Source organism: Neobacillus sp. PS3-40 (assembly GCF_030915485.1).
Lineage (GTDB): Bacteria > Bacillota > Bacilli > Bacillales > Cytobacillaceae > JAUZPL01.
This window is the reverse complement of the sequence record NZ_CP133266.1, coordinates 3232301-3255683: the sequence shown is the minus strand read 5'-3', so window position 1 is coordinate 3255683 and position 23383 is coordinate 3232301. Positions and strand designations below refer to the sequence as shown.

At 34.1% G+C, this 23383-nt stretch carries 21 protein-coding genes and 1 pseudogene; 9 read left to right on the top strand and 13 right to left on the bottom strand.

What is annotated here, in order from left to right; translation table 11 throughout:
- Positions 1-174: 174 nt before the first annotated feature.
- From RCG20_RS15895 to RCG20_RS15870, 6 genes are all read right to left on the bottom strand, one after another.
- The gene (locus RCG20_RS15895) at positions 175-2238 is read right to left on the bottom strand and encodes a transglycosylase domain-containing protein (protein WP_308181083.1); all 2064 of its coding nucleotides are present in this window, start codon (positions 2236-2238) and stop codon (positions 175-177) included.
- Between the two features lie 521 nt (positions 2239-2759).
- A complete protein-coding gene (locus RCG20_RS15890) occupies positions 2760-3242 on the bottom strand; it encodes a DUF2231 domain-containing protein (RefSeq protein WP_308181082.1) in 483 nt (160 codons plus the stop codon).
- 330 nt (positions 3243-3572) lie between these two features.
- A complete protein-coding gene (locus RCG20_RS15885; RefSeq protein WP_308181081.1) occupies positions 3573-4037 on the bottom strand; it encodes a helix-turn-helix transcriptional regulator in 465 nt (154 codons plus the stop codon).
- Positions 4038-4148: 111 nt separating this feature from the next.
- Positions 4149-4295, bottom strand: a complete 147-nt coding sequence (locus RCG20_RS15880) for a FeoB-associated Cys-rich membrane protein (protein WP_374120547.1) — start codon at positions 4293-4295, stop codon at positions 4149-4151.
- A 22-nt stretch (positions 4296-4317) separates the two neighbouring features.
- Positions 4318-6321, bottom strand: a complete 2004-nt coding sequence (gene feoB / locus RCG20_RS15875) for a ferrous iron transport protein B (protein WP_308181080.1) — start codon at positions 6319-6321, stop codon at positions 4318-4320.
- Complete coding sequence (locus RCG20_RS15870) at positions 6321-6545, bottom strand: FeoA family protein (RefSeq protein ID WP_308181078.1); 225 nt, start codon at positions 6543-6545, stop codon at positions 6321-6323. The genes feoB and RCG20_RS15870 overlap by 1 nt, the downstream gene beginning before the upstream one ends.
- Positions 6546-6865: 320 nt before the next feature.
- Between RCG20_RS15870 and RCG20_RS15865 the strand changes: the two genes are divergently transcribed.
- From RCG20_RS15865 to RCG20_RS15840, 6 genes are all read left to right on the top strand, one after another.
- Positions 6866-7480: a histidine kinase N-terminal domain-containing protein gene (locus RCG20_RS15865; RefSeq protein WP_308181076.1), complete on the top strand. Its 615-nt coding sequence runs from the start codon at positions 6866-6868 to the stop codon at positions 7478-7480.
- An 84-nt stretch (positions 7481-7564) separates the two neighbouring features.
- Positions 7565-8002, top strand: a complete 438-nt coding sequence (locus RCG20_RS15860; RefSeq protein WP_308181075.1) for a sensor histidine kinase — start codon at positions 7565-7567, stop codon at positions 8000-8002.
- A 111-nt stretch (positions 8003-8113) separates the two neighbouring features.
- Positions 8114-8668 carry a GNAT family N-acetyltransferase gene (locus RCG20_RS15855; RefSeq protein WP_308181074.1) on the top strand — a complete coding sequence of 185 codons (555 nt, stop codon included), beginning with the start codon at positions 8114-8116 and terminating at the stop codon, positions 8666-8668.
- A gap of 188 nt (positions 8669-8856) precedes the next feature.
- Entirely contained in the window at positions 8857-10161 is a 1305-nt protein-coding gene (locus RCG20_RS15850) for a hemolysin family protein (RefSeq protein ID WP_308181073.1), read from the top strand.
- A gap of 1679 nt (positions 10162-11840) precedes the next feature.
- Positions 11841-12218 (top strand): MerR family transcriptional regulator, encoded by a 378-nt coding sequence (locus tag RCG20_RS15845; protein ID WP_308181072.1) that lies wholly within the window; start codon positions 11841-11843, stop codon positions 12216-12218.
- Between the two features lie 59 nt (positions 12219-12277).
- Complete coding sequence (locus tag RCG20_RS15840; protein WP_308181071.1) at positions 12278-13630, top strand: hemolysin family protein; 1353 nt, start codon at positions 12278-12280, stop codon at positions 13628-13630.
- A gap of 289 nt (positions 13631-13919) precedes the next feature.
- Here the strand turns inward: RCG20_RS15840 and RCG20_RS15835 are convergent, their stop codons facing one another.
- Together RCG20_RS15835 and RCG20_RS15830 are read right to left on the bottom strand one after the other, a co-directional pair.
- A complete protein-coding gene (locus tag RCG20_RS15835; protein WP_308181070.1) occupies positions 13920-14273 on the bottom strand; it encodes a hypothetical protein in 354 nt (117 codons plus the stop codon).
- A 177-nt stretch (positions 14274-14450) separates the two neighbouring features.
- Positions 14451-14720, bottom strand: coding sequence for a CGCGG family putative rSAM-modified RiPP protein (locus tag RCG20_RS15830; protein WP_308181069.1), 270 nt, complete (start codon positions 14718-14720; stop codon positions 14451-14453).
- Positions 14721-14956: 236 nt separating this feature from the next.
- On the opposite strand from RCG20_RS15830, the gene RCG20_RS15825 reads away from it, so the two are divergent.
- The 3 genes from RCG20_RS15825 (at position 14957) to RCG20_RS15815 (ending at position 17977) form a co-directional block, all read left to right on the top strand.
- The gene (locus RCG20_RS15825; protein ID WP_308181068.1) at positions 14957-15265 is read left to right on the top strand and encodes a HesB/YadR/YfhF family protein; all 309 of its coding nucleotides are present in this window, start codon (positions 14957-14959) and stop codon (positions 15263-15265) included.
- Positions 15266-15624: 359 nt separating this feature from the next.
- Complete coding sequence (locus RCG20_RS15820) at positions 15625-16590, top strand: DUF3939 domain-containing protein (protein ID WP_308181067.1); 966 nt, start codon at positions 15625-15627, stop codon at positions 16588-16590.
- Positions 16591-16720: 130 nt separating this feature from the next.
- Complete coding sequence (locus RCG20_RS15815) at positions 16721-17977, top strand: DUF445 domain-containing protein (RefSeq protein WP_308181066.1); 1257 nt, start codon at positions 16721-16723, stop codon at positions 17975-17977.
- Positions 17978-18475: 498 nt separating this feature from the next.
- On the opposite strand, the pseudogene RCG20_RS15810 reads toward RCG20_RS15815, so the two are convergent.
- The 5 genes and pseudogenes from RCG20_RS15810 to RCG20_RS15790 form a co-directional block, all read right to left on the bottom strand.
- Positions 18476-19935 (bottom strand): annotated as a pseudogene (locus RCG20_RS15810) (IS1182 family transposase).
- Between the two features lie 662 nt (positions 19936-20597).
- Complete coding sequence (locus tag RCG20_RS15805) at positions 20598-21119, bottom strand: SEC-C metal-binding domain-containing protein (protein ID WP_308181065.1); 522 nt, start codon at positions 21117-21119, stop codon at positions 20598-20600.
- An 82-nt stretch (positions 21120-21201) separates the two neighbouring features.
- Positions 21202-22092: a DUF2971 domain-containing protein gene (locus RCG20_RS15800; protein ID WP_308181064.1), complete on the bottom strand. Its 891-nt coding sequence runs from the start codon at positions 22090-22092 to the stop codon at positions 21202-21204.
- A gap of 412 nt (positions 22093-22504) precedes the next feature.
- The gene (locus RCG20_RS15795; RefSeq protein WP_308181063.1) at positions 22505-22852 is read right to left on the bottom strand and encodes a cell division protein FtsK; all 348 of its coding nucleotides are present in this window, start codon (positions 22850-22852) and stop codon (positions 22505-22507) included.
- A 203-nt stretch (positions 22853-23055) separates the two neighbouring features.
- Positions 23056-23229 (bottom strand): hypothetical protein, encoded by a 174-nt coding sequence (locus RCG20_RS15790; RefSeq protein ID WP_308181062.1) that lies wholly within the window; start codon positions 23227-23229, stop codon positions 23056-23058.
- Positions 23230-23383: the final 154 nt, after the last annotated feature.

Sequence of the window (23383 nt, the reverse complement as noted above, 5' to 3'; positions counted from 1 at the left end):
CTTTCATATACCTATTCTATCGTGTGAATATGAAACGTGAAAGGAGTAAGGCTGTGAAAAAGTGGATACATGTTCCATCTGTATTAATGATTCCCGAAATGCAGTCAATTGTTCAAAAAAGATTATCTCAGCAATTATAATTAATGGGTTTCTTTTGTAACCTGCCATTTTTCGTTAATGGCCGTGTCCGTGTCCGTGTCCGTGGCCATGCCCGTTACCTTTTAATTTTTTTCCCCATTTTTCCTTTTGCTTATTCCATTTTTCTTTCCATTTATCAACTTCACTGTTAAATTGGTCATCAAATTTTTGTTGATTTTTTTCTGCTTCCTCTTGCTTTTTCTTTTCAATTAAAGTTCCAATATGTTCGACATCAAAGCTCTCTGGCTCCGTATTTTGGAGAGCGCCTTCCATAACATTTCGAAACACGATCGCTGCTCCTTCACTGCTAGTTGTTGTTAAATAATGATCCTTATCAGTTTTATCATAGCCAACCCATACAGCACCTACTAATTGTGGGGTGTAGCCTACAAACCATTGATCCTTAACGCCATTGATGCCTTTAATAGGTACTTGGGTTGAACCTGTTTTACCGGCAACTTCTCTTCCCGGAACTTGAGCACCTTTTCCTGTTCCATGTTCAACTACACCAAGCAGCATAGTCGTCATTTTATTTGCAACATCCTTTGTCGTCACCCTGTGTTTACTTTCTTTCCACTCGGCAACAATCTTTCCATTTACATCAACAATTTTTTTAATAACATGTGCTTTGATCCTAATCCCGTTATTAGGGTATACAGAGAATGCTTCCGCCATTTCTATAGGGGATACCCCTTTTTCTAAGCCCCCCAGTGCAATCGACAAATTACGATCACCTTTCGAAAGTGGAATCCCAAACCGTTTAATCGAATCCAATCCTTGTTCAATTCCAATTTCATTTAAAAGCCAGACTGCTGAGACATTTTTTGATTCCATCACAGCCTCATACATTGGTACTTCACCTGCATACTGGTGGTTATAATTGGTTGGTTGATAATTACCAAATTTTAGTGGCTCATCTTTTAACATATCCGTAATTCCCCAGCCTTGTTCTAATGCCGGAGTGTAAACAGCAATCGGTTTAAATGATGATCCTGGCTGCGCTTTTAAATGTGAGGCCCGGTTATACCCTCTAAAGGTGTGCTCTCCTCTTCCACCAATAATCGCCCGAACTCCGCCTGTTTTCGGGTCTATTAAAACAGCTCCACTTTGCACAAGCCGATCTGATCCCTTTGGAAAAAGAGCAGTATTTTGATACGTTTTTTCTGCTGCTGTTTGCATGGTCGGATCAAGTTCCGTAAATATTTTATATCCTCCTGTTAATAAATCATCCTGTGAAAGACCATAATTATGAATTGCTTCATCAAGAACCTGATCAACATAGTATGGGTATTTGCCGCGAAATGGGTCATTGCCTTTATCATTTAGAACAATTTTTTCATTTTCAGCTTTTTCAAATTGTTGATTGGTGATAAATCCTTGCTTTTTCATTTCTACTAATACAACATGACGTCGAGCTTTTGCTTTTTCCAAATGATCATAGGGATTTAATGCTGAAGGTGCTTTAATTAAACCTGCAAGTAATGCTGATTCACTAACTGTGAGGTCTTTGGCCTCTTTCCCAAAATACTTTTGGGAAGCCTTCTTTATTCCCCAAGCCCCGTCTCCAAAATAGATCTGATTCAAATACATTTGAAGAATTTCTTGCTTAGAATATTGCCTTTCAATTTTCTTTGCGAGAAAGATTTCGTCTATTTTTCTTTTATACGTTTTTTGTGATGTCAAAAATACATTCTTAGCCAACTGCTGAGTGATCGTACTTCCACCTTCAACAGCGCCACCAGCCTTTAAATCCCGAAATAGCGCCCTTGTAATTCCAATATAGTCAACGCCATGATGTTGATAAAAGCGATGGTCCTCTATTGCTACTACTGCATTTTTCATCTCATTAGTTACTTGCCCAATCGGAACACCCTCATTTTTATTAGCCGATATATTACTTGCGACAACTCCATTTACATCATAAAATACCGTTGCCTGGGGAAGCTCACTTTTTAGGGCAGAAATGTCAGCATCATTCAACGAAAAGTGAAAGAATCCCATTACACTTAGAATAATAGTGGAAAAGGACAAAACTACGACTTGATTCATATGCCATTTTTTCCAATTATAAAAAATTTCTTTATTAAAAAATTTACTCATAGTGCCCCCTAATTTCCCTCCCAAATGGAAGAACTCATTTTCTTTTTCCCATAAGTGGAAAAAAATACTCCCTTATGCAATAGAAAAAAATAAGCGATATCTAATACTTCATATTACCTACTAACAAAAAAGGTTCGTATTGCATTTGGTTATTATGGGGGTATTCAATTGTGAAGAAAAATACATCTTGAGTATTTAGAGGACACTGAAAAAGTCTCCTTAAATGTAAAGTTCTTCTTTTAAATTTGTCTGTTGATTTCCGCTCCAGTTGCTCGCTTTCCTCCTATGCTTTTACACCTGTGGATCTACTCCCGCACCTTCCATTCCAATCATCTGAGTGTCAAAATCAATAGTGCACTTTACCATAGTCAATGTAAAAAAGACGACTTAAAATTCACATTGAATTTTAGAGTCGTCTTTTTTAATACAGCTATATGTCCTTTTTAAAAAAACGTAAGTATATCAGTGCCCTTAGTATTTCCAGGATGTTTTTATCATGTTACAACATGATTATATTCATATTAATCGCCCATATGGTATTTCCCAGGCTTAGGTGGATTGACATACTTACCATGCATTTTCACACCAACCCCCTGATCATAAACCATTTTACCTCCAAAATATCCAGTCGATAAAATCCCAACTGTACAAATCACTATTAAAATACAATAAATAATTAGGGTGAGTCGGATAAACTCCTTCTTTTTGACCAAAAAGAAAAATCGAAGAGCTACGATAAGGAAGGCTAAAATGGTCGTGTAATGGGCCAAGTTTTCATGCAAGTGGAAAATATTAGTATTTCCTCTTGCGTCCTCATCAGGCCCTGTCATAACAGCAATCCAAGCAAATATAAAGGCAATGAGCCATAGCCAAAATCCTTGTCTTGGTGAAAGCTTCCTTTTCGCGAATACAATAAATAAATCATAACAGGTTGCAATAATTATTAGTGCAATAGGGAAATGCACCATAATGGGGTGAATATGTGAGAATGCTTCTTTAATCATTTAATTATCTCCTTTATCTACAGATAGTAAAAATTAACAATCTCAGCAAGAATATCACACTAGTTTTAAAAAAGTCTTAAAATCCTAACAAAACATTCACTTTTGTAAGTGGGATATTTTTGACTAAATCCAGATATTGACTACTATTCCCTCATCGTTATTCTTTTATTTAGATAGGCTTTGTTAAATTTGCCTATTGATTTCCACTCAAGAAGCACTAATCTACATAGTGGCAAAATCCACAATGAGCTTTAACACAACCATTAGATGAAAAACACTTTATAATCCCTTATTAAACAAAAATGAAAAGACGAGGTCTCCCCCGCCTTTTCAATTCTTACTATTTGTTTTCGTCAATTCTTTAAAGCGCAATTTTGAATACCGTTCATCGAGACTGCTAAATACTCGATAATTATCTTCATCAACGATTCGAAAATGCTTACTAAGTATATTCTGTTGGAGGATAAATCCGTTTTTCCTTGAAAGTTCTCTCCACCAAATTCGACCACCAAAGATTTTTCTCTTTCGAACATCAATTCCCTCACGGGCAACAGTTTCTAATACTTCAATTGGTTCATTTCCAAACAAAAATTGTACTGTTTCTGTTTCTCTGAATAGTGCACAAATAGATACAACTACCGACCAGTTAGCTAGTACTCTCCCTTTTTCAATTTGCACTAGAGTCTTTTTTGACAATCCAACAATATCCGCCATTTTATCCTGTGTATAACCGGCTTCTGTTCGTATCAATCGAAGTTTTTCAGAAACAATTAATATTATTTCATCTCTTGTCACAAGAAAACCTTCCTTCAAGCTATCTAGTGTAATTTTACACATATATCACTAGAAATTAAAGTGTATATCACTAAAAAAACTGCTACTTTTATGTAGCAGTTTTGATCCTCTTTATTTAGGCGGAATTCCACATTGACTTTTACAAGACTTCCGGAGATCACAAGCAGCGCATTTACCTTTTTTGGATCTTTTGATAAATCGGACGAGTGCATAACTAGCATAGCCAAAAATCAAGCCACCTATCAAAATACTCGCAATCAATTGTTCCACCTCTTTCAAATCAGACAAGCCCGATCAACTTGCCTCCTTGATAGATAACAAACGATAAAATATAAGCAAGCGCCAGAGCATAAACAATCGAAAAAGCAGTCCATTTCTTAGAAGCTGTTTCCTTATAAATTGTCGCAACTGTTGCTAGACAAGGTATATAAAGAAGGATAAACACCATAAAACTGTATGCAGCAAGTGGTGTATAGTAATCCGTTAATAATCCTTGTAGGCTTCCGCCTTTAGGAACAAAATAGATAATGTTCATGGTAGAGATAATAGATTCTTTCGCCAAAAAACCTGTTATTAAAGAGGCTGAGGCTTGCCATGTGCCAAAACCAATTGGCCGTAATATCGGAGCGATAACATTTCCTATTGCTGCTAAATAACTATTATCCATATCCACCTTTATTCCACTTGGTCCTACGTAGGATAAAAGCCAAATAAATACTGACCCAGCAAAGATAAATGTCCCTGCCTTCTTTACAAAGCCTTTCCCTTTATCCCATGTACTTTTCCTTAACGACTGAAATTGTGGCACTCGGTATGGTGGAAGTTCAATTACAAACAATGATGTCTCCGATTTCAGCAGTGTCGATGAAAAGATTTTTGCTAAGATTAAGGCAACGACAATGCCCAGTACATAAAGACTTAATACAACTAATGCTTTATTCCCGGCAAAAAAGCCACCGACAAATAATGCATACACAGGCAAACGGGCTGAACATGACATTAGGGGTGTTAACAGGATTGTTAACAGCCTTTCTCGTGGTGTTTCAATCGTTCTTGCTGCCATGATTCCAGGAACATTACAACCAAATCCAATCATCATTGGAATAAATGCCTTGCCGTTTAACCCTACTGATTCCATAATTCGGTCCATAACGAGAGCCACTCTTGCCATATAGCCGGAATCTTCTAATAAGGAAATAAAAAAGAATAGGATAAAGATCTGCGGAACAAATACTAGTACTCCACCTACGCCTGCCACTAATCCATTTATAATTAAGGCATGAATAAACTCCGAAGCATTGACAATACTTAAAAATTTCTCAAATCCTTCTGTTACAGGACCTGATAAAAATAAATCAAGCAAATTAGAAAGAGGAGTTCCAAGCCAATCGAATGTTAGCATAAACATGCAATACATTAGGAGTAAAAAGATTGGCATACCAAAAAATTTATTCGTTACAACTAAATCTATTTTTTCAGTCAATGGAGTCGTAGTAGAGCTTTTCCTAACTGATTCGGAAACTACTCTGATGATTGCTTCTTTTCTTTTTAAATAAATAAAATGAGCAAGTGTCTTGGAATTATATTGCTCTTGCATCTTAGATTCTAGATTTAGATAAATAGAATCAAGTTTAGTAGGTTGTACAATTTTATACAAATAATCTTTCACATATTGGTTCCCTTCAAACCATTGAATGGCAAGCCATCTATGAGAGTGATTGGTCACTCCAACCAATTCCCCTGAAAGGTTCGAAATGGCTTCTTCCATTTCCTTCCCGTAATAAACAAGGCTTTTTTGGTTTACTTGTGGAACTTCTTTGGAAATAACCTTAACAAGCTGGTCACATCCCTTCCCACTTCTTGCTACGACAGGAATGACAGGAATGCCCAAAATCTCAGAAAGCTTATTTGAATCAATATGAATACCCCGTTTTCCCGCAACATCAATCATATTCAGACCAATAAGTACAGGCTTTTCAAATTCAAGTATTTGGATCGTTAAATGCAAATTCCGTTCTAGTTGGGAGGCATCTAAAATATTGAGCAACCTATCAACCGATTCATTTAGAAAAAAGGAAGTTACAACCCCTTCATCCTTTGAAAGCGGGTTAAGTGTGTACACACCAGGTAAATCAACCAATCTCCCAATATTATTTTTAAATAAGCCCACTTTCTTTTCAACTGTAACGCCACTCCAATTTCCTACATATTCATAGGAACCTGTTAAATTATTAAACAATGAAGTTTTCCCAGTATTGGGGTTTCCAATAAGAGCGATCTCCATTATAACCTCTCCAATTCAATTCGATCTGCTTCATGAAGGCGAATTCCAATGCACTGACCAGAGGATTCTATTATTATTGGCCCCCCAAATGGCATGACGCATTTCACACAAATTTCTGAACCTTCCGTAAAACCTAGGTCAAGCAGCCGTCTTTGAACAAGACGTCCGACATGAGATATATCGATTATTTTTCCTTTATCTCCCGCTTTTAACTTACCGAACATGTATATCACCCTTTGAATCCGTTAATTGAGAATGATTCTCTTTATATATATCTATATTTTAACATTAAATTACACTACTGGTTACAATTAAATTGTGACCAATATTTGAATAAACCTATTTATTTATACTGTAAAGAAAAAGTAGCGAAATTCCCCCTTTTCTTTCCTTTATATAAGTATTTTTCATGACCTTTTTTCTATAATTTATAAATAATGTCAACTATACTTAAATTTTTGAAATTTTTAAAAGGATTTATGTTTTAATAAGCGAATTAATTTACTTATTGGATAAGCTCGAATTATTGTAGGAGGCAATTGGTATGTTAACCGAAACAAGAAAATCCGATTTATTTGATCTATATATAAAGTATAAATGGAATATATTAACTGACTGGAATGAGTTAATTATCTTTTCAAATGATGACCCCTTTAAGGAGAAAATCCCTTTAAACGGCGAAAAGTTTCTTGATGTTGTGCTCACAGTTTTTAAAATGCCAGGTAATGAACATTTAGATTTAATTGAAAAACATGCGCTTGAAGTGGCTTCGGAAAGAGTTAAGGCCGATATTAATATAGGAGATTTTGTCTATAATGTAAATCTCGGCAGAACCCTTTTTCATAGTTATTTAAGTAAGCTTGGATTGACATGGGAAGAGATGCAGGAAGCAATTAATTTAATTAATAATTGTTTTGATAAATTTCTATTTTTTGCTGTCACCCATTACGCAGAAGCTAAGGATAAAATCATTCTAGAAAAAACACAATTTATTGATTCAACCCACCAGGATCGCTTAACTCTTCTAGGTCAAATGACGTCAAGCTTTATCCACGAATTTAGGAATCCACTTACTTCAATTCAAGGGTTCATTCAATTACTAAAGGCAGATTATCCTAACATGAAGTATTTAGAGATCATCTCCAGTGAGTTAGATTAGCTTAATTTCCGGATTTCTCAATTTCTTTTATTATCAAAAAAAGAATTAATCGGAAAGGAAAAAAATAGTTTTGAACTTAATCATTTGATTGAAGAAGTATTAAACTTTCTCTATCCGAGCATTCTTGACGGAAAAGTAAAAGTTATCAAAAGGCTTACTGAAAATATACCTTTATATGGTTATGCTGATGAGATCAGACAGGTTTTCATCAATATTATCTTTAACGCCATTGATGTACTTGGACACCATCAAAACTTCAAGCCCACGATAATCATTAAAAGCTACATTGATGATAGACATATAAATATTGAAATTACTAATAACGGCCAAATGATTCCTGAGGAATTGCGAAAAACGATATTTGAACCTTTCTTCACAACAAAAAAGCTTGGTACAGGACTAGGATTGTTTGTTTGCAAAGAAATTATTGAAAAACACAAAGGAGAGCTAACATGCTACTCCATCCCCAAAAAAACTACTTTTACCATCAAATTACCTATTGCAGTTGAGAATAAAGAGTAATATACAAAAGCTGAACCCGACTTTTTGAAGCCGGGATTTTATTTTGTAAAACTCTTTAATAGACCTGCATATGATGTTTGTAAAACTAAAACATTATTAGGAGATTTGTCTATGTTTACAATAAAGGTAGATCAGGAAATTGAGATTCAATTATTTCAGCCTCATCATTCTCCAAATCTTTTTCAGTTAGTTGAAGATAATCGAATTCATCTGAATGAATGGCTTCCATGGGTAGAAAATATGCACTCTAAGTATCAATTCGATTCCATCATCCCTATTTGGCTTCAACAATTTGCAGAAAATAACGGATTCAACGCGGGAATTATTTATAATGATAACCTTGTAGGCTCAATCGGCCTAACCCAAATTGATTGGTACAATAAACAAACCAGCATTGGCTATTATCTTGCAGCAAATGCTGAAGGCCATGGAATTATGACGAGGTCCGTTCAAGCTTTATTAAATTACGCTTTTTTTGAATTGGGCTTAAATCGAGTTGAGATTCGTTGTGGTGAAAAGAATATCAAAAGCAGAGCCATTCCGGAAAGGCTTGGGTTTGTTAAAGAAGGGAAAATTAGAGATGGAGAACAATTACACAATCACTTTCATGATTTGATTATTTACGGAATGCTCTCAAGAGACTGGAATAAGATTTTAAATCCATAACTCGTTTCATATAGTGAATTCAGAAAAAGATACAAAAGGTGTATGCTGCCGAGAAGGCGGCTTTTATTTTTTTACTAGATAATTTCATTACTAAGTAAATTGTAAGTGAAAATTGGAAAATGAGGTTATAATAGATAAATAAGAAAAACCTTCGTGGAGGTGAATCCTTACCGTATGTAAGGTATTAAATGATTTTAAATTTATTCATAATTGCAATTCTCATCGCCTTTACTGCATTCTTTGTTTCCTCAGAGTTTGCCATGATAAAGGTTCGCACAACTAGAATTGATCAACTGTTATCGGAAGGAAATAAAGAAGCCGAATCTGCAAAAAAGGTCATTACCAATTTGGATGGTTACTTATCAGCTACTCAAGTTGGAATTACAATAACATCCTTAATATTAGGATGGCTTGGTGAACCAACAATCCAAAAAATATTAGGACCGGTTTTCGAGCAAATAAATATACCGCAATCATTAAAAAATATTCTTTCTTTTATTATTGCTTTTATAATTATTACTTTTTTCAATGTTGTCATTGGGGAATTAGCACCTAAAACGTTTGCTATTCAAAAAGCGGAAAGAATCATGTTGCTATTCGCTCCTGCTCTCATCTTATTTTATAAAATCATGTATCCATTTATTTGGATTTTAAATCGATCAGCTCGATTTATCACAGGAATGTTCGGTGTTAAACCAGCTTCTGAACAGGAAATGGTTCTTTCAGAAGAAGAACTACGAATGATTCTATCAGAAAGTTATAAAAGTGGGGAAATAAATCAATCGGAATATAGGTATGTTAATAATATTTTTGAATTTGATAACCGGATTGCTAAGGAAATAATGGTGCCGCGAACGGAAATCATCACCTTATCGAAGGATTCAACCATGAGAGAAATTTTCGATACAATAAAGGCGGAAAGATATACTCGATATCCAATTATTGATGGTGATAAAGATAGCATTTTGGGGATTGTCAATATTAAAGAAGTTTTGACAGATTGCATCGATCAAAACTGCACAGATGAAAACCCATTGATTCCATATATTAAACCAGTTATTCATGTACTTGAAACCATTCCCATTCACGAACTGTTACTAAAACTACAAAAGAGCCGCTCCCACATGGCCATTCTATCTGATGAATACGGTGGGACAGCAGGTATTGTAACTGTCGAGGATATTCTAGAGGAAATAGTTGGTGAAATTCGAGATGAATTCGATATTGACGAGCTCCCACTTATCCAGAAAAAAGATGAAGGCCACTATATTCTAGACGCAAAAGTTCTTATTGAGGATGTAAACGATCTTCTGGGTACTACACTTGAGGAAGAAGATTTAGATACAATTGGAGGATGGTTTCTAACCCAAAAATTTGATGTTCAAAAGGGTGATACAATTGAAAAAGAAGGGTTCATTTTCCAAATAAACGAAAATGAAGGCCATCATATAATGTATATTGAGGTAAGAAAAGCGGAAGCACCACCTTTATAAGCAAGTAGTTCCGTTTTTGTGGAGAAACATTTCAAATAGCCTAGGAATTAGCATATCAATTAACATACAAATTGGTATGCTGTTTTTTATTGATATATCACTGTTTGTTATGCTCATATGGTAGACAAACCATATAGGAGTGCAAAGAAAAAGTCTTCATGTAACGTTCTTTGAAGCTTGTCTGTTGATTTCCACTCCAGGATGCTTCGCTTTCCGCGGGCGGTTCGGGGAGCCTCCTCGGCGCTCTAGCGTAAGCCACTGAAAAAGTGCTTTTCTATTTAAAATGATGTTTTTAGAAAAACGCAATCCCAAAATAACGCCGTTTTTCTTTATTGAAGTGGAGGGTTCAGTCCGATTTAACCGTCATTTTTAAACTGAAAGTGGGGATGGGTTTTTCAGGAATTTGCTTTTCTCAAAATTTCTTGGACATTTTCAGTGCCCTCGCTCTAGCGCCTGCGGGGTCTTCCCAGCCCCGTACTCCCGCAGGAGTCTCGCATCTTCCGCTCCAATCAACAGTGTGTCAAAATTAACATTAGTTTTTAACATAGTAATGAAAAAAAAGGATAATAGCCCCTATTTAATCAAAAAGACGACTAAAAATTCACTATTAAATTTTAGGGTCATCTTTTTTAATACCCAAGATAGAGATTATAGGATACCTGGGAGATGATAAATTTACAAAAATTTATACCGCCCTATGTTATCCTATTTTTTTGTTGTTATTGATCGTATCTATCTGCTTTTATCCGATTTAAACCTCCGCTAAATTATTAAATACAAATTCTTTTGTTTAAGCAATTTTTATTAGCCTGTAACCTTGTCTTTTTACGAATATACTTTCTTCCATGGCGTAATGGATTCCTACTTTGTTGGGTTTCAATCAATAATTTTTTATAAATCTGTTTCCTCCATTTTGACCTTTTTCAAAAATGATTTTTACAAGCTTATCTTTTAATTTACCGATAAGAATAGTACGATTCGCTATATAGTCAAATTTTTAGTTCTTATTTTCATGTTAGAAAGAAACATAGTTGCATAAAAATCTTGTTCAATTAACTCTCGTGTATACCCAGTAAATTTTTGAATTTGTAGTTTATTTATTAATTGTTTTTCAGACCTTTCTACTTTATCTACCTGAGTTGATTGGAGCGGAGGGCACTTGACTCCTGCGGGATTTGAGGGAATGGGAGACCCCACAGGCGGTACGCCGAGGAGGCTCCCATCCCTCCCCGCGGAAAGCAAGTGCCCGGAGTGGAAATCAACGGGCAAAGTTAGGGACTAAATACAATCAACAGGGTGTCAAATGCAAAAATGATCTTTAAAATAGTCAATGTAAAAAGGGTAAAACACTTCATTATTTGAGGGTTGTTCATCTTGGTCATGAACTACTTAAATTTGTCCAGCACCATATCAACTAATATGCTAATTAAGTTAATTTGGACAGTTATTTACGTTTTTCTCCATGTTATCGGAACAACTTACTTTATTGGGCGGTTTTTTTTTACTATTACTGTTCATAACATTATAAATTCCCCATAAAATGTTGATAACAACCTTATTTTGGAACTAGAACGTTTGACTGTATGCTTTAAATTCTTTATAATTATTGTTAATTTAATTAATTGTTGAGGTGGTAAGATGGGGCTGTCTATCGTATCGGTGAATTAGCAGATATCGCAATGGTTTCAAAAAGGACGATTGACTATTACACGTCTATTGGCTTATTAACAGCCGAGCGATCTAAAGCAAATTACCGAATATATACAGATGAATCTCTAATAGATTTGAAGTTTATAGTAGATTGTAAAGGACTGCACTATCCATTAGATGAGATTAAGAGAAAACTAGAAATGAAAAAAGCTAAGAATATTCGTGATTCAGAAGTGGAGCAGCATATAGGTGTCGTAACACAACAGATGAAACAGCTAGATACTGATTTATCCGTTCTTATCTCTTTAATAGAGACATTAGACGAGCAGCAAAAAGAAAAGCTTGCAAAAAAACTCAATCTACAAGGAACGTTATTGATGAAATCACTTTTGAATTTAACGAGTTAATTTTCGCTTCACTGGGAGGTGGATTCCTTACTCGTGAATAACGAGATAAGGGAACTTATTTGGACATATTTAACTTGGTTGTAATAGCCATTTTAATTGCTTTAACAGCCTTTTTTGTCGCTTCGGAATTCGCGATTATAAGGATAAGAAGTTCAAGGATCGACCAATTAATTGAGGAAGGAAATACGAAAGCTATTTCCGCAAAAAAAGTCATTTCAAATTTAGATGAATATCTTTCTGCTTGTCAGTTTGGGATTACGATCACTGCTCTTGGATTAGGTTGGCTTGGGGAATCAACAATTGAAGGAATTTTACGCCCTATTTTTGTAGGATTGCACATTCCAGAAAACATTACACATGTATTGGCGATTGGAATTGCATTTGCAGCCATTACTTTTTTACATGTTGTCGTTGGTGAACTTGCTCCTAAAACATTAGCAATTCAAAAAGCTGAAATGATTACGTTGGTCATGTCAAGACCACTCATCCTTTTTTATAAGATCATGTATCCAATTATATGGGCACTTAATAATTCAGCAAAGATAACGGCTAGCATGTTTGGTTTAAAGCCTGTTTCTGAAAATGAAATTGCTCATACAGAAGAAGAACTTCGCATCATACTGTCTGAAAGCTATAAAAGTGGTGAAATTAACCAGTCAGAGTTTAAGTATGTAAACAAGATATTTGAATTTGATAATCGAATCGCCAAAGAGGTTATGGTCCCAAGGACTGAAATTGTCTCATTATCAAAAGATGATACTTTGGAAACATTTCTTCAGCTAGTACGGGAAGAAAAATTTACTAGGTATCCAATTATGGATGGTGACAAGGACCATATTATTGGGCTTGTCAATATAAAAGAGATGATAACTGACTTAGTTGGAAATGAGAATCTTTCTTCACAAACATTAGAAAAGTATACTCGTCCCATATTAAGAGTAATTGAAACAATTCCCATCCATGATTTGCTTGTTAAAATGCAAAAAGACCGAGTTCATATGTCTGTTTTAATGGACGAATATGGTGGTACATCAGGACTTGTAACAGTTGAAGATATATTAGAAGAAATTGTTGGGGAAATTCGGGATGAATTCGATATGGATGAAATTCCAATGATTCGCAAAATAAAAGATCACCATTATATCATTGACTCGAAGGTATTAGTCAGTGAAGTTAATGATTTATTAGGACTTGAAATTGATGACGAGGATATTGATACTATAGGTGGATGGGTCTTAACCGAAAATTATGAAGTCAAAGAGGGCGACATCATTCCACATGATTCTTACACGTTCAAAATTTTAGAAATGGAAGAACATCATATTATCTATATTGAAGTCATAAAGAAAGTTGAAATAAGTGAATCTACACCTCAAAAAATAGCATTATCTAAGTCCGAGGTACTTTCATAAGAATGGCTAAAAAGCAGCACTAAATAAAAAACGAGCCTTAGGGATTCTTAAGGCTCATTTTTTTAGCTTTAATTTTGAAGCTGCGCCTTGTATGATCAACCTGTAATTCTAAATTTCCGATTTTGCCCATTACTTAAATTTCTCCGTTTCTACAAAAAATTTATCACTTATGACCATTTAGTCACCGATTAATTTTATATTGTGTTAAAGATTGATTTTGGCCTATCTTAGTAAAAAAAAATTAAAAACAAAGAAAAAAAAGAACCACTTAGATTCAGCAGTTCTTAGTTTATTTTGTTTTTAAAATAATAATCTCTTCTTCTGCTTTCGCTAATTTAACGAGATGTGAATCAAGTCTACGATGGATATATTTTATTTGCTCATTATTTTCTAGTTCTCTAGATTGTTCAAGTTCTTTTAATATTTTAATTACTTCTTCTTTTTGCATTCCTTCAACACGTTGAAGGGACTCCTTTATATCAGACAGGTCAATTTGATTAACAGCCACCCGATGCTCAATACTATCCATCTTTTCTAAACGGGAAAGTCTTTGTTCTATAATTTCTAACGTTGAATTAAATGTATTTATAAGAGTTTTAATATCATTAACGTTTTCTGATAACTTTTCAAGTTTCTGGTCCATATAATTCTATCTCCTTTCCTACCTTCACTTTATTTTAACATCATTTCTACTATTAATATGTTACAAATATAGCAACAATAATGATTGAAAGCTTTTATGACCGTAAATAACTTGGTAACGTTAAACAAATAGAATGATTGAACAAAGCTAAACTTAGGCAAGGAGTTTTTCAACCAATTAAGCTTTTTCCGCTAATTTCCATACCCTTAGAACATAGCCGCCACATCCACATTGATCAATAAATTTAATTTGGAGCTGATTTGGATACATTTCCTCTAAAAGAGGCTGTAAATAGGCCACCGGGCTTCCAAATACCTCAGAAGTAACTAAATTAACATATACTCCAACGTTTGTTTCCTCAACAGCGGTAAGTGCATCTTTAATAATTAGATCGATATCATTTTCATATTCATCATGCTCAAGATCTTTTGTCCAATCCTTATCCATATAAATCCTTCCTTTCCATACGTTTTAACATACCTTAATTAAAACGTTTTTTCAAAATTTAGGTATTGATACATCGCACATTTGTGAACAATTTCAAAATTAATTTTGAACTTTATTCTACAAACGACATGATACTCATTTGATGTGAATATTATCATAGGCAATAAACGATAAAACCATTACCCTCTAGACATAGGTTAAAAGTTATTAATATAAAGAAAAGGTTGGTGTAAATTATGATTATTTCTATCGATGAAAAAGCTTTTTCTTGGTTCAACAAAGAGTTCGAGTTAAGTAAGCCATTCAGTATTCGCATGTTTCCGCAATATGCTGGTTTTGGCGAAAAAAATAAAGGTTACAGTCTTGCATTTTCAGCAGAAACACCAACCAACGCAAGATTTACCAAGGAATGGAATGGAATTACCTTCTATGTTGAAGACAATGATATATGGTTTTTTAATGAAACTGAAACCTTTTTATCGGTTAATCCATCTGACGAATTAAATGTAACTTTCAAAGAAAAGCAAAATTTAACCATAAATTAGATACTAAGTATAATAGATACTAAGGGCATCCGAAATCTGGATGCCCTTTTTTAGCTAATCAGAATTTATATCCAAAAATTCTGCTAGCGCATAAGGGCAACTACGCCTCTGTCATCGCCCATAAGGGCTCGCCAATCGGCGAGTTTTCTTTAGCTAATCAGAAAGTTTATCTTTGTGAAATTTAACACGTTTGTACATTACTTATCTAGAAGTTTCAGAAAATTAGTAACAATATGTGAACCCGTGCTCAATACAAGTAAAGTAATCATAGAATAGAAAAAAGCCATTAATTTATTTATCCCTTTCCTCTACTGAATGTTCCCAAATATATTGAAATTAATGTAAGGGGGGCGCTTGGAATGAATCAAAAAATTAGTAAGCATTTTAATCGAATGACAGAGTCATTTGAAATTGGGCTTGAAGAGAGCTCTACTTATATTCATTACACAAGAGGGTCGATTGAAAAAACAGTTTATGCACTGAAAAGCGATGAAGTAACAACTGAGTCATACTTTGAGAATTTTTTTGAGGAAAATAATGTTTCGGAGGAAATGAGAAAAGATGTTCGTAAATTTTTAAAGCATAAAAAGAACCCAAATTGGGATGAATTTTCTAGCTTTCTTTTGAAGGCTATCACCTTACATTTGGTATTCGGTGTTACGATTGCTCTGTCTGTTTTCGTTTGCTATAAACTAGGGACAATAATAGATAATCAATTCCATCTATACCCTCTTTTTACCGTTATAGGTTTTTTTTCAGGAATTGGAATTGGAGGACTCTCCACTTATACAATAGGGCAAAAGTATTCTAATCCTATTAAAAGAATGCAAATGATAGCAATGCGGGCTTCAACCCCTTTAATTAAGAAGACAGAAAATCTCCCCATAATTGATGTAACACTTGAAGAAGTACGCCAGGCAGTAAGAGAATTTTCAGACAACCTTCCTAATGGTGTTTACAGAACCATCCTTGTCCAAGATGACAATAGTATTGATTTCAAACAACTTACCCATATCTTAGGAGGAATTCCCTCGAGAAGTTTTTATATGTCAAAAGAAACCTACGAATTGTTCGAAGAAGGGGATAAACTGATTCCTTTTGAGATGGATTTAGTTCAAAGGGCTGTTGACCAATATGTGAAGGATAAAAAAGAATATCCAATATTACTATTTGACCCCTATCGGAAAGTGAGCTACAATCAACTAATTTCCCAGCATTATCTTAAATCGCCTCCTAAAACTCAATTTTATGTTTCAAACTCGGATGGAATGATTACCAATCATAAGTTAAGTAAAAAAACAAAAGGAAGTTCCCCTCAGGAATGAGAGGAACTTCTTTTTGAATGGTGGTGGGTAACGCCATATTCGTTTTATATATAATGCCCCAAATAATTGCTTTTTTTGATTGTATTGAGATAATAGAAATAGAACAAGTTTAAAAGATGAGGGATATAAAATGTCAAAACGTTCAACAAAGTCACAACACTTAGCCAGTATTTCATTAGCTATCATGGGAGTTGGGTTCATAGCAACCATTCCATTTCAGCATTCGTTCTGGGGAAACATTCTTCAGGGAGGTTTTGAAGCAGGTCTTGTTGGTGGGTTAGCCGATTGGTTTGCTGTTACTGCATTATTTCGGCATCCATTAGGAATCCCAATTCCACACACGGCCCTTTTGCCAAAAAACCGTCAAAGGATCACAGCTACTATTATTTCTATGTTAGAAAATGATTGGCTAACAAAAGAAAGCATCAGAGAGAAAATAGCTGCTATCCATTTTACAGAAAAATTACTTGGTTTATTTGAAAAGGAACTACTTTCGGATTATGCACGTAAACTAGTTATTTCAATGATCCAAAAGGTTATTCAACGTTTCGACATGGATCAAATTGCTCCAATAGTGGAAAAAGAAATAAAGTCGCAAATTCACTCACTCGACATAAAAACATATTTTCCAATGGCAGTGGAACAATTTTCTTTACGAAAATACGATGAAAAGACCTTGGACTTTATTTTGAATGAAATAGATGAATGGGCCAATAAAGAAAGTACCAAAAATAGACTTGGTGGAATGGCAGTTGAGGCGATTGAAAATATAAAAGCAGACGGCTTTATGCAATTTGCCTTAAAGTCTTTCAGCAGTCTTGTTAATGAAGAAAAATTAGGAAGTATTATTCAATCATTAATTGTTAACGGGGTAAATAGCTTTCGAGATCCTTACAATCAAAATAGGACGACATTACTTTGGAATATCCAAACAAAGTTACAAAATGTTAAAAATAATGAAATGGTGTTAGAGGAACTAGACAACTGGAAAAAACAGTTGGTTAACGATTGGCAGCTTGAAGGGAAAATTATTGATTTTCTCAATAATATGCAGCAAAAAGCTTTAGATTTTGTACAGGAACCACGGTTTTTCGATACTTATATCATTCCTTTTTTAACTAATTCCTTAATCAACTTAAGGGAAGACCTAAATAAAATGAGCAGTATTGAGGATTGGATTAGAAAACATATCTTTGATTTCATCGAGAAAAATCATTCGAAACTTGGGCACTTAGTAGAGGAAAATTTGGACAAGCTGGATGATAAAACATTGATTGAGATGCTTGAAAGTAATGTTGGAAAGGACCTGCAATGGATTCGGGTTAACGGTGCCATTTGCGGATTCTTAATTGGTCTAATTTTGGTTGGGATAAGGTTATTATTTTAGAATACACAAAGCAACAATTGGATTATCTATTCAAAAGGCTATCTTGAAAGATAGCCTTTTTTTATTCATTAAAGGATGTTTTCGCATAGCTTGTTGTTTTTCATAAACACCTCTAGGGCGCCGTCCTAATGTCATTAAACTATAATTACAAAAAATAACTTTTTTTACTATACTTTATAAATGTAAAACTAAAAAGTTTTACCTAAAATGACAATAGAATGCCCGGGAGATGAAAGTTTTACAAAAATTCACACCCCACTGGGTTGAGGGCACAGAAAAAGTCCTCCTGTGAACGTTCTTTTAATTATGTCTGTTGATTTCCGCTCCAGGTGCTCGCTTTCCGCGAGCGGCTCGGGAAGCCTCCTCGTCGCTTCGCAGAGGCTGCTGAAAAACTGGCGAATTTTTATTTTTCTCATTGGATGTGGATAAAAAAAGCAGCTAGTTGTCCAAATTTTGGATAACTAGCTGCTTTTTTCTTGGTTACTTTTATATTCTATCTTATTTTTTCTCAGAGAGGAGCTTTATAATCCTCTTGAGATTGACTGCGAATATCGCTGTAGCTCCTTGTATTTCCATGCCAAATAGACCCATAGATGACGCCACATCATACCCGTGTCTATGTTTAAGTTCACTATTTTTCGCCTCAATTTTATAGCGTGTTTTCGCTAGGTTTTTAAAGCTTCCGTATTTTGAAACGCTTCTTGACCTGTATGTTCCGTTGATTTGATGGTTACTGAATAGGACTTACTTTTCGCTCCTTCTTTATAACATCCTTCACGAAAAGGACAAACAGCACATTTTTTAATATCAAAAAGGTACTTGATTCTAGGGTTTTTATCTTGATTCTTTCTTTCTTCATATTTTTTTCGAATGGCCATATGTCCGGCTTTACAAACATACATCCCTGCATCTTTATTAAAATTAAATTCATCTTCTTTTGTTCTTCTACCATATGTAATAAGTGGATGCAGTCTAGAAACAAGTGTTAATTGATGTTCTTTTGTATAACAAATATTATTTTTCTCAGAGTAGGCAGTATCCCCAATAATTGTATTAATTTCCATTCCTGTTGCTTGGCTTTTTTTGATTAATTCCTGCAGATATTTTCCATCACTTTTTTCACCTGTTGTCACAACTGCAGCTGTAGTAATTCGTTCATCACTCATTGCAATATGCGTTTTGTAGCCAAAAAAAGAAGAATCAGCTGTTTTATGTCCTACACGTGCGTCTGGGTCTGTTGAAAAAGCCAGTTGTTCTGTATAATCTTCCACTACTTCTTTTAGTACATTTAATTTTTCCTTTACAGCTGGGGTTGCCGCAATTTTTGGTTCTGACTCGACAACAGAAATGATTTGACGGCAATAATTTAATTCATCTGTTACTTCGTTAGAAGTTATTTTGGATGGGAATTTCTCTTTCATGGATTCATCAAATTGATAAACGGCTTTTCGCACATTTTTTGATTTCTCCTGCAAAAATTCTCTCGGTGATTTTTGGTTATAACGTGCTTTTGTATGTGTAGCATCAACAATAATGGTTTTATTTTTAATAATTTCCTTTTCAATCGCAATCTCAACGGTCTTTCCAATAAGCATATCTAATAAACCCACATCTTGAAGACGGAGTTTACGGAATTTTGTTAAAGAACTTGGGTCAATTACGGAATCTTCTGGTGCCATATCGAGGAAATATTTAAACGACATATCATATTTTGAACGTTCTACTACATCTACATCTGACAAATCATAAATTGATTTAAGCAATAGATATTTGAACATACGAATTGGTGACACTGCATTCCGACCGTTATCAAGACAATATTTCGTTTTTAATTCTTCAAGAATAAATGAAAAGTCAACTAGTTTATTGATTTGGCGAAGCATATTATCCTCTGGAACTACGAGATCAAAAATAGCTAAATATGGACTGAAATTGAGAGATTCTTGATTGGAAATCATTTAGATATCACCTACATACATTTAATATCATTATTATAAAACAAATAGGGAGTTGAAAGTTTGATTAAATCAAACTTTCAACTCCCTAAAAAAATGGGACTTTTTCAGTGGCCTCGCTTCGCAACTGTGGGGTCTTCCCTGCCCCGTGCTCCCGCAGGAGTCGAGCACCCTCCGCTCCAATCAACAGAGTGTCAAAAATCAATAATAAGCTTTAACATAGTCAATAAAAAAAGGTATAATAGCTCATTTCGTATGGATTTGACAATCATGTTATTTTCGATCTCATACTCTACAGGATGTCATAGCTCGTGCAAACTCGACCGACATGCCTTTCGACAAATTATTATAGGCACCCCTTAAATCTTTTTGAGTTGTTTAACCAGCGATTGCCACTCGATTTACCACTTATCGCCAATGCATTTACCAATGGGTGTTGTCAAGAAAGTGCAGATTTACAGCGTTAAGGATTTTGAAAGATAACAAAGCCTAATCCCTCCATTTTTAGCAAGGAATTAGGCTAATAATCTTCCACAAACGCGCCCGATTGTTGAATAGTGATAAATAAAAATAGACTTTAAAAATAAAACTTTGGAAAAGCATTTGTTAGCTTAATAAAAAGTAGGATAATAGTAATTAAACTTCATATCCCAGTAACTATTTTTTCATTTCTTTAGTTTATTTAATGCAATCGATAATAAAATGCGGTATCCTTCTTCATCAAATTCAAATGTTTTAGCCCCGTAATCGTAAATTTTATAGTCACGGTCTTTTAATTCCTTTTTCCAGCATCTTATCGGAACATTGTTAGATAGATGGTAATGCCAATCAGACCTTTCATTTAGTGCATCACATGCTAAATCAACAGTTTCTCCAAATTCTGTTACTGCCCACGCATGGAACTCTCTTGGTGGTTTCCAATCATAAAATGTAGTTACTCTATTCCACTTAGATGATCCAGCAGCTATATAACCTTTTATACCAAATTCATTTAACAAGTCTTTTACTAATCTGGCAACATATAAACATGTCTCTCCTCTTGTATCTCCAACCTTGTCAAAAGTGGATATTACTATCCTAGTAATTCTTTTTTTAACATCCGCTGGGGTATTACCTTCTTTCGGATAATAGCAACATTGCTCAAAGTTAATTTTACTACCGCATGGGCATAATTCCTCATTTACCAATGTTTCTCACCTCAAACATACTAAATCCATAAAGAGCAAGTATTATGCTCCTTTATGATTTATATTGTCTTTTGCATTATAACTAATAATCCAAAAAATCGGGAAAAGCTAAAGGGTGTCCATTCGACCATTTTAATTTAGAAACAAAAACGTCTTTAAAATTTCTATCTAAAACATATTTTAATGCAGGTTTGTACACTTCTGGAAATGCCTCTCCCAATACAATTCCTTTTAGAGAATTGCTAATATCTATATATTCAAAGCCTTCTTTAGATAATGTATTAATTACGATTCGAAATTCATCTTCATCACGCCAATCAACACCTTTTATAAAATACAAGGCATCGATATTTTTTTCCAGATAGCCAGTAATAGCATTTTCTAATCCTTCTTTTAAAATATCATTCAAATTTATACAGAGTGAATCGCGAGAAACAAGATTACGATAAAAAACCATCCCGGAATAAATACTACCCTTTTCGTGGAGGCAATTGTTAATATCTTTCACAAGTTGCCTTTTATCAAATTCTAAACATAGTCCAGTATGGTTGCCGGCATATTGAGCCCACATTCTTGATTTTGCATAACCTCTACCAAAATCATAAGCGTTTGTATTTTCACAAATTTCTCGATTATCCAAAGAAAAACAAGCTAACTTAATACCGTGTTTCACAAGCTCATTGGCACGTATTTGTGTATTATTGATAAGATCATAATTCTGTTCAATATAATCATGATTAATTCCTTTTGGCAATTCGATTGTAAAATTCCAATCTTTTGTTTCTCTTGGATCATTTGTATGTAAAATTGAATTAAAGCGCAGTTTATGTGTAAATAATATATATTCTAGTGCTGTTGGGATTGTGGTGTAGTGATAAAGGAATTTATCGTATACATTAGTTTTAAATGTTTTATCAAAATGTGATATTGCCTGTTCCATTTTTGCTTCAAGTTCATCTTCGATATCACTCATTTTCTTAAGATCACCACTTATTATTCATTTTCTATTAACTCTTTCTATTATAGCAAACAATAATAAGACGGCTGGGTTCATCAAAAAATTAAAAGGGATTTCACCTCTTGGCGAATGTAGTATTTATGTAAGATACCATTCAATTATTCAAATGCGGATTTGAGTAAATAATTTTGTATTTTACAATTATAAAATACTGTTAATGGCAGTATCCTTTGTGAAGGTAAAAAAGGTGAAATACGCAAATAATTTATAAAAACTTGTATATTTTAAGCTTTTTAATTTTATATCTTATTGTGTTAAAGCGCCCGATTGTTTAACAAGTTGTTAACCCACAATTAGCTGATATTATGCTGAAATGAGAAAAGTAGGTCCTAGGTGTCTTGGAGGGGAAGGCTTTCAACAAAATATATTAGATTATTAGATGGTGAACTTCACCTTTAATAAACATTGATAATCCGATCAATGAAAGTATTATACCTACGTAAAATGGCCAAGGATTATCTTCTTTTTCCCAATCAAAAGTAAAAAAGGTTACTATGCAAAAGATAAGATTAATTACAGGGATAAAGCCGTATTTGGGGCCAAATGCAAACGCAACTCCACCTACAAGCATTCCTATAAGTCCATATGGATTTTGAGTTGGAGCTTTCTCTATATATTTTATATCATCATCAGATAGTTCCTCGTACCTATCTCCCCAAAAGTCAAAATGCTTTTTTTTGTTGAGAAATTCGATAATAATGTTAAATACTTTCATAGGTCTCACCTACCTTTTTCTTTTGTAAAAAGTTAACTTTATCAGAACAATATGGGGGTAGAGTCTGGAAAATGCATATGTCTCATTAATTTGAAACATATCATTCCTTAATTCCATTGACATTTAGAACAAAAGGAAAAAGTTGCTGCAATGACAGCTTTGATCTCCAACTCTTGCACCCTTTAGCATAATAAAAAATATAATTATGTGATGTATTTTTTCTTTTCCCGAGTGAAATTCGCAGAAGCTAAAAGAAATATCATGGCTAATCCAACTCCAACAATCATTGAATAATCGAAAAAATTTTTAAGTGCCATACCACCCGCAATAGATGCTATAAACAAAAATAAAAAGAACACCGTATAATTATTTTTCATGATTTTCACCAGTCTTGATATATTTTACCATAAATATCCATTCCTGTTATTAAAGAATCGTTGGTTTCATGCATTTTTTAAAATTTTTTCTATATTTCAATAAGAATATCTAGTTTTCTTTATAGTAAGTTATTCAATTAAATGGCAATAAAAT

What these genes read in the sequence shown, in the direction of transcription:
- RCG20_RS15815 (WP_308181066.1), top strand. Translation starts at nt 16,721, where the DNA reads ATGTCAAAACGTTCAACAAAGTCACAACACTTAGCCAGTATTTCATTA.
- RCG20_RS15825 (WP_308181068.1), top strand. Translation starts at nt 14,957, where the DNA reads ATGATTATTTCTATCGATGAAAAAGCTTTTTCTTGGTTCAACAAAGAG.
- RCG20_RS15855 (WP_308181074.1), top strand. Translation starts at nt 8,114, where the DNA reads ATGTTTACAATAAAGGTAGATCAGGAAATTGAGATTCAATTATTTCAG.
- RCG20_RS15870 (WP_308181078.1), bottom strand. Translation starts at nt 6,545, where the DNA reads ATGTTCGGTAAGTTAAAAGCGGGAGATAAAGGAAAAATAATCGATATA.
- RCG20_RS15865 (WP_308181076.1), top strand. Translation starts at nt 6,866, where the DNA reads ATGTTAACCGAAACAAGAAAATCCGATTTATTTGATCTATATATAAAG.
- RCG20_RS15795 (WP_308181063.1), bottom strand. Translation starts at nt 22,852, where the DNA reads ATGAAAGTATTTAACATTATTATCGAATTTCTCAACAAAAAAAAGCAT.
- RCG20_RS15895 (WP_308181083.1), bottom strand. Translation starts at nt 2,238, where the DNA reads ATGAGTAAATTTTTTAATAAAGAAATTTTTTATAATTGGAAAAAATGG.
- RCG20_RS15830 (WP_308181069.1), bottom strand. Translation starts at nt 14,720, where the DNA reads ATGGATAAGGATTGGACAAAAGATCTTGAGCATGATGAATATGAAAAT.
- RCG20_RS15890 (WP_308181082.1), bottom strand. Translation starts at nt 3,242, where the DNA reads ATGATTAAAGAAGCATTCTCACATATTCACCCCATTATGGTGCATTTC.
- feoB (WP_308181080.1), bottom strand. Translation starts at nt 6,321, where the DNA reads ATGGAGATCGCTCTTATTGGAAACCCCAATACTGGGAAAACTTCATTG.
- RCG20_RS15800 (WP_308181064.1), bottom strand. Translation starts at nt 22,092, where the DNA reads ATGAGTGATATCGAAGATGAACTTGAAGCAAAAATGGAACAGGCAATA.
- RCG20_RS15820 (WP_308181067.1), top strand. Translation starts at nt 15,625, where the DNA reads ATGAATCAAAAAATTAGTAAGCATTTTAATCGAATGACAGAGTCATTT.
- RCG20_RS15850 (WP_308181073.1), top strand. Translation starts at nt 8,857, where the DNA reads ATGATTTTAAATTTATTCATAATTGCAATTCTCATCGCCTTTACTGCA.
- RCG20_RS15845 (WP_308181072.1), top strand. Translation starts at nt 11,841, where the DNA reads ATGGTTTCAAAAAGGACGATTGACTATTACACGTCTATTGGCTTATTA.
- RCG20_RS15790 (WP_308181062.1), bottom strand. Translation starts at nt 23,229, where the DNA reads ATGAAAAATAATTATACGGTGTTCTTTTTATTTTTGTTTATAGCATCT.
- RCG20_RS15835 (WP_308181070.1), bottom strand. Translation starts at nt 14,273, where the DNA reads ATGGACCAGAAACTTGAAAAGTTATCAGAAAACGTTAATGATATTAAA.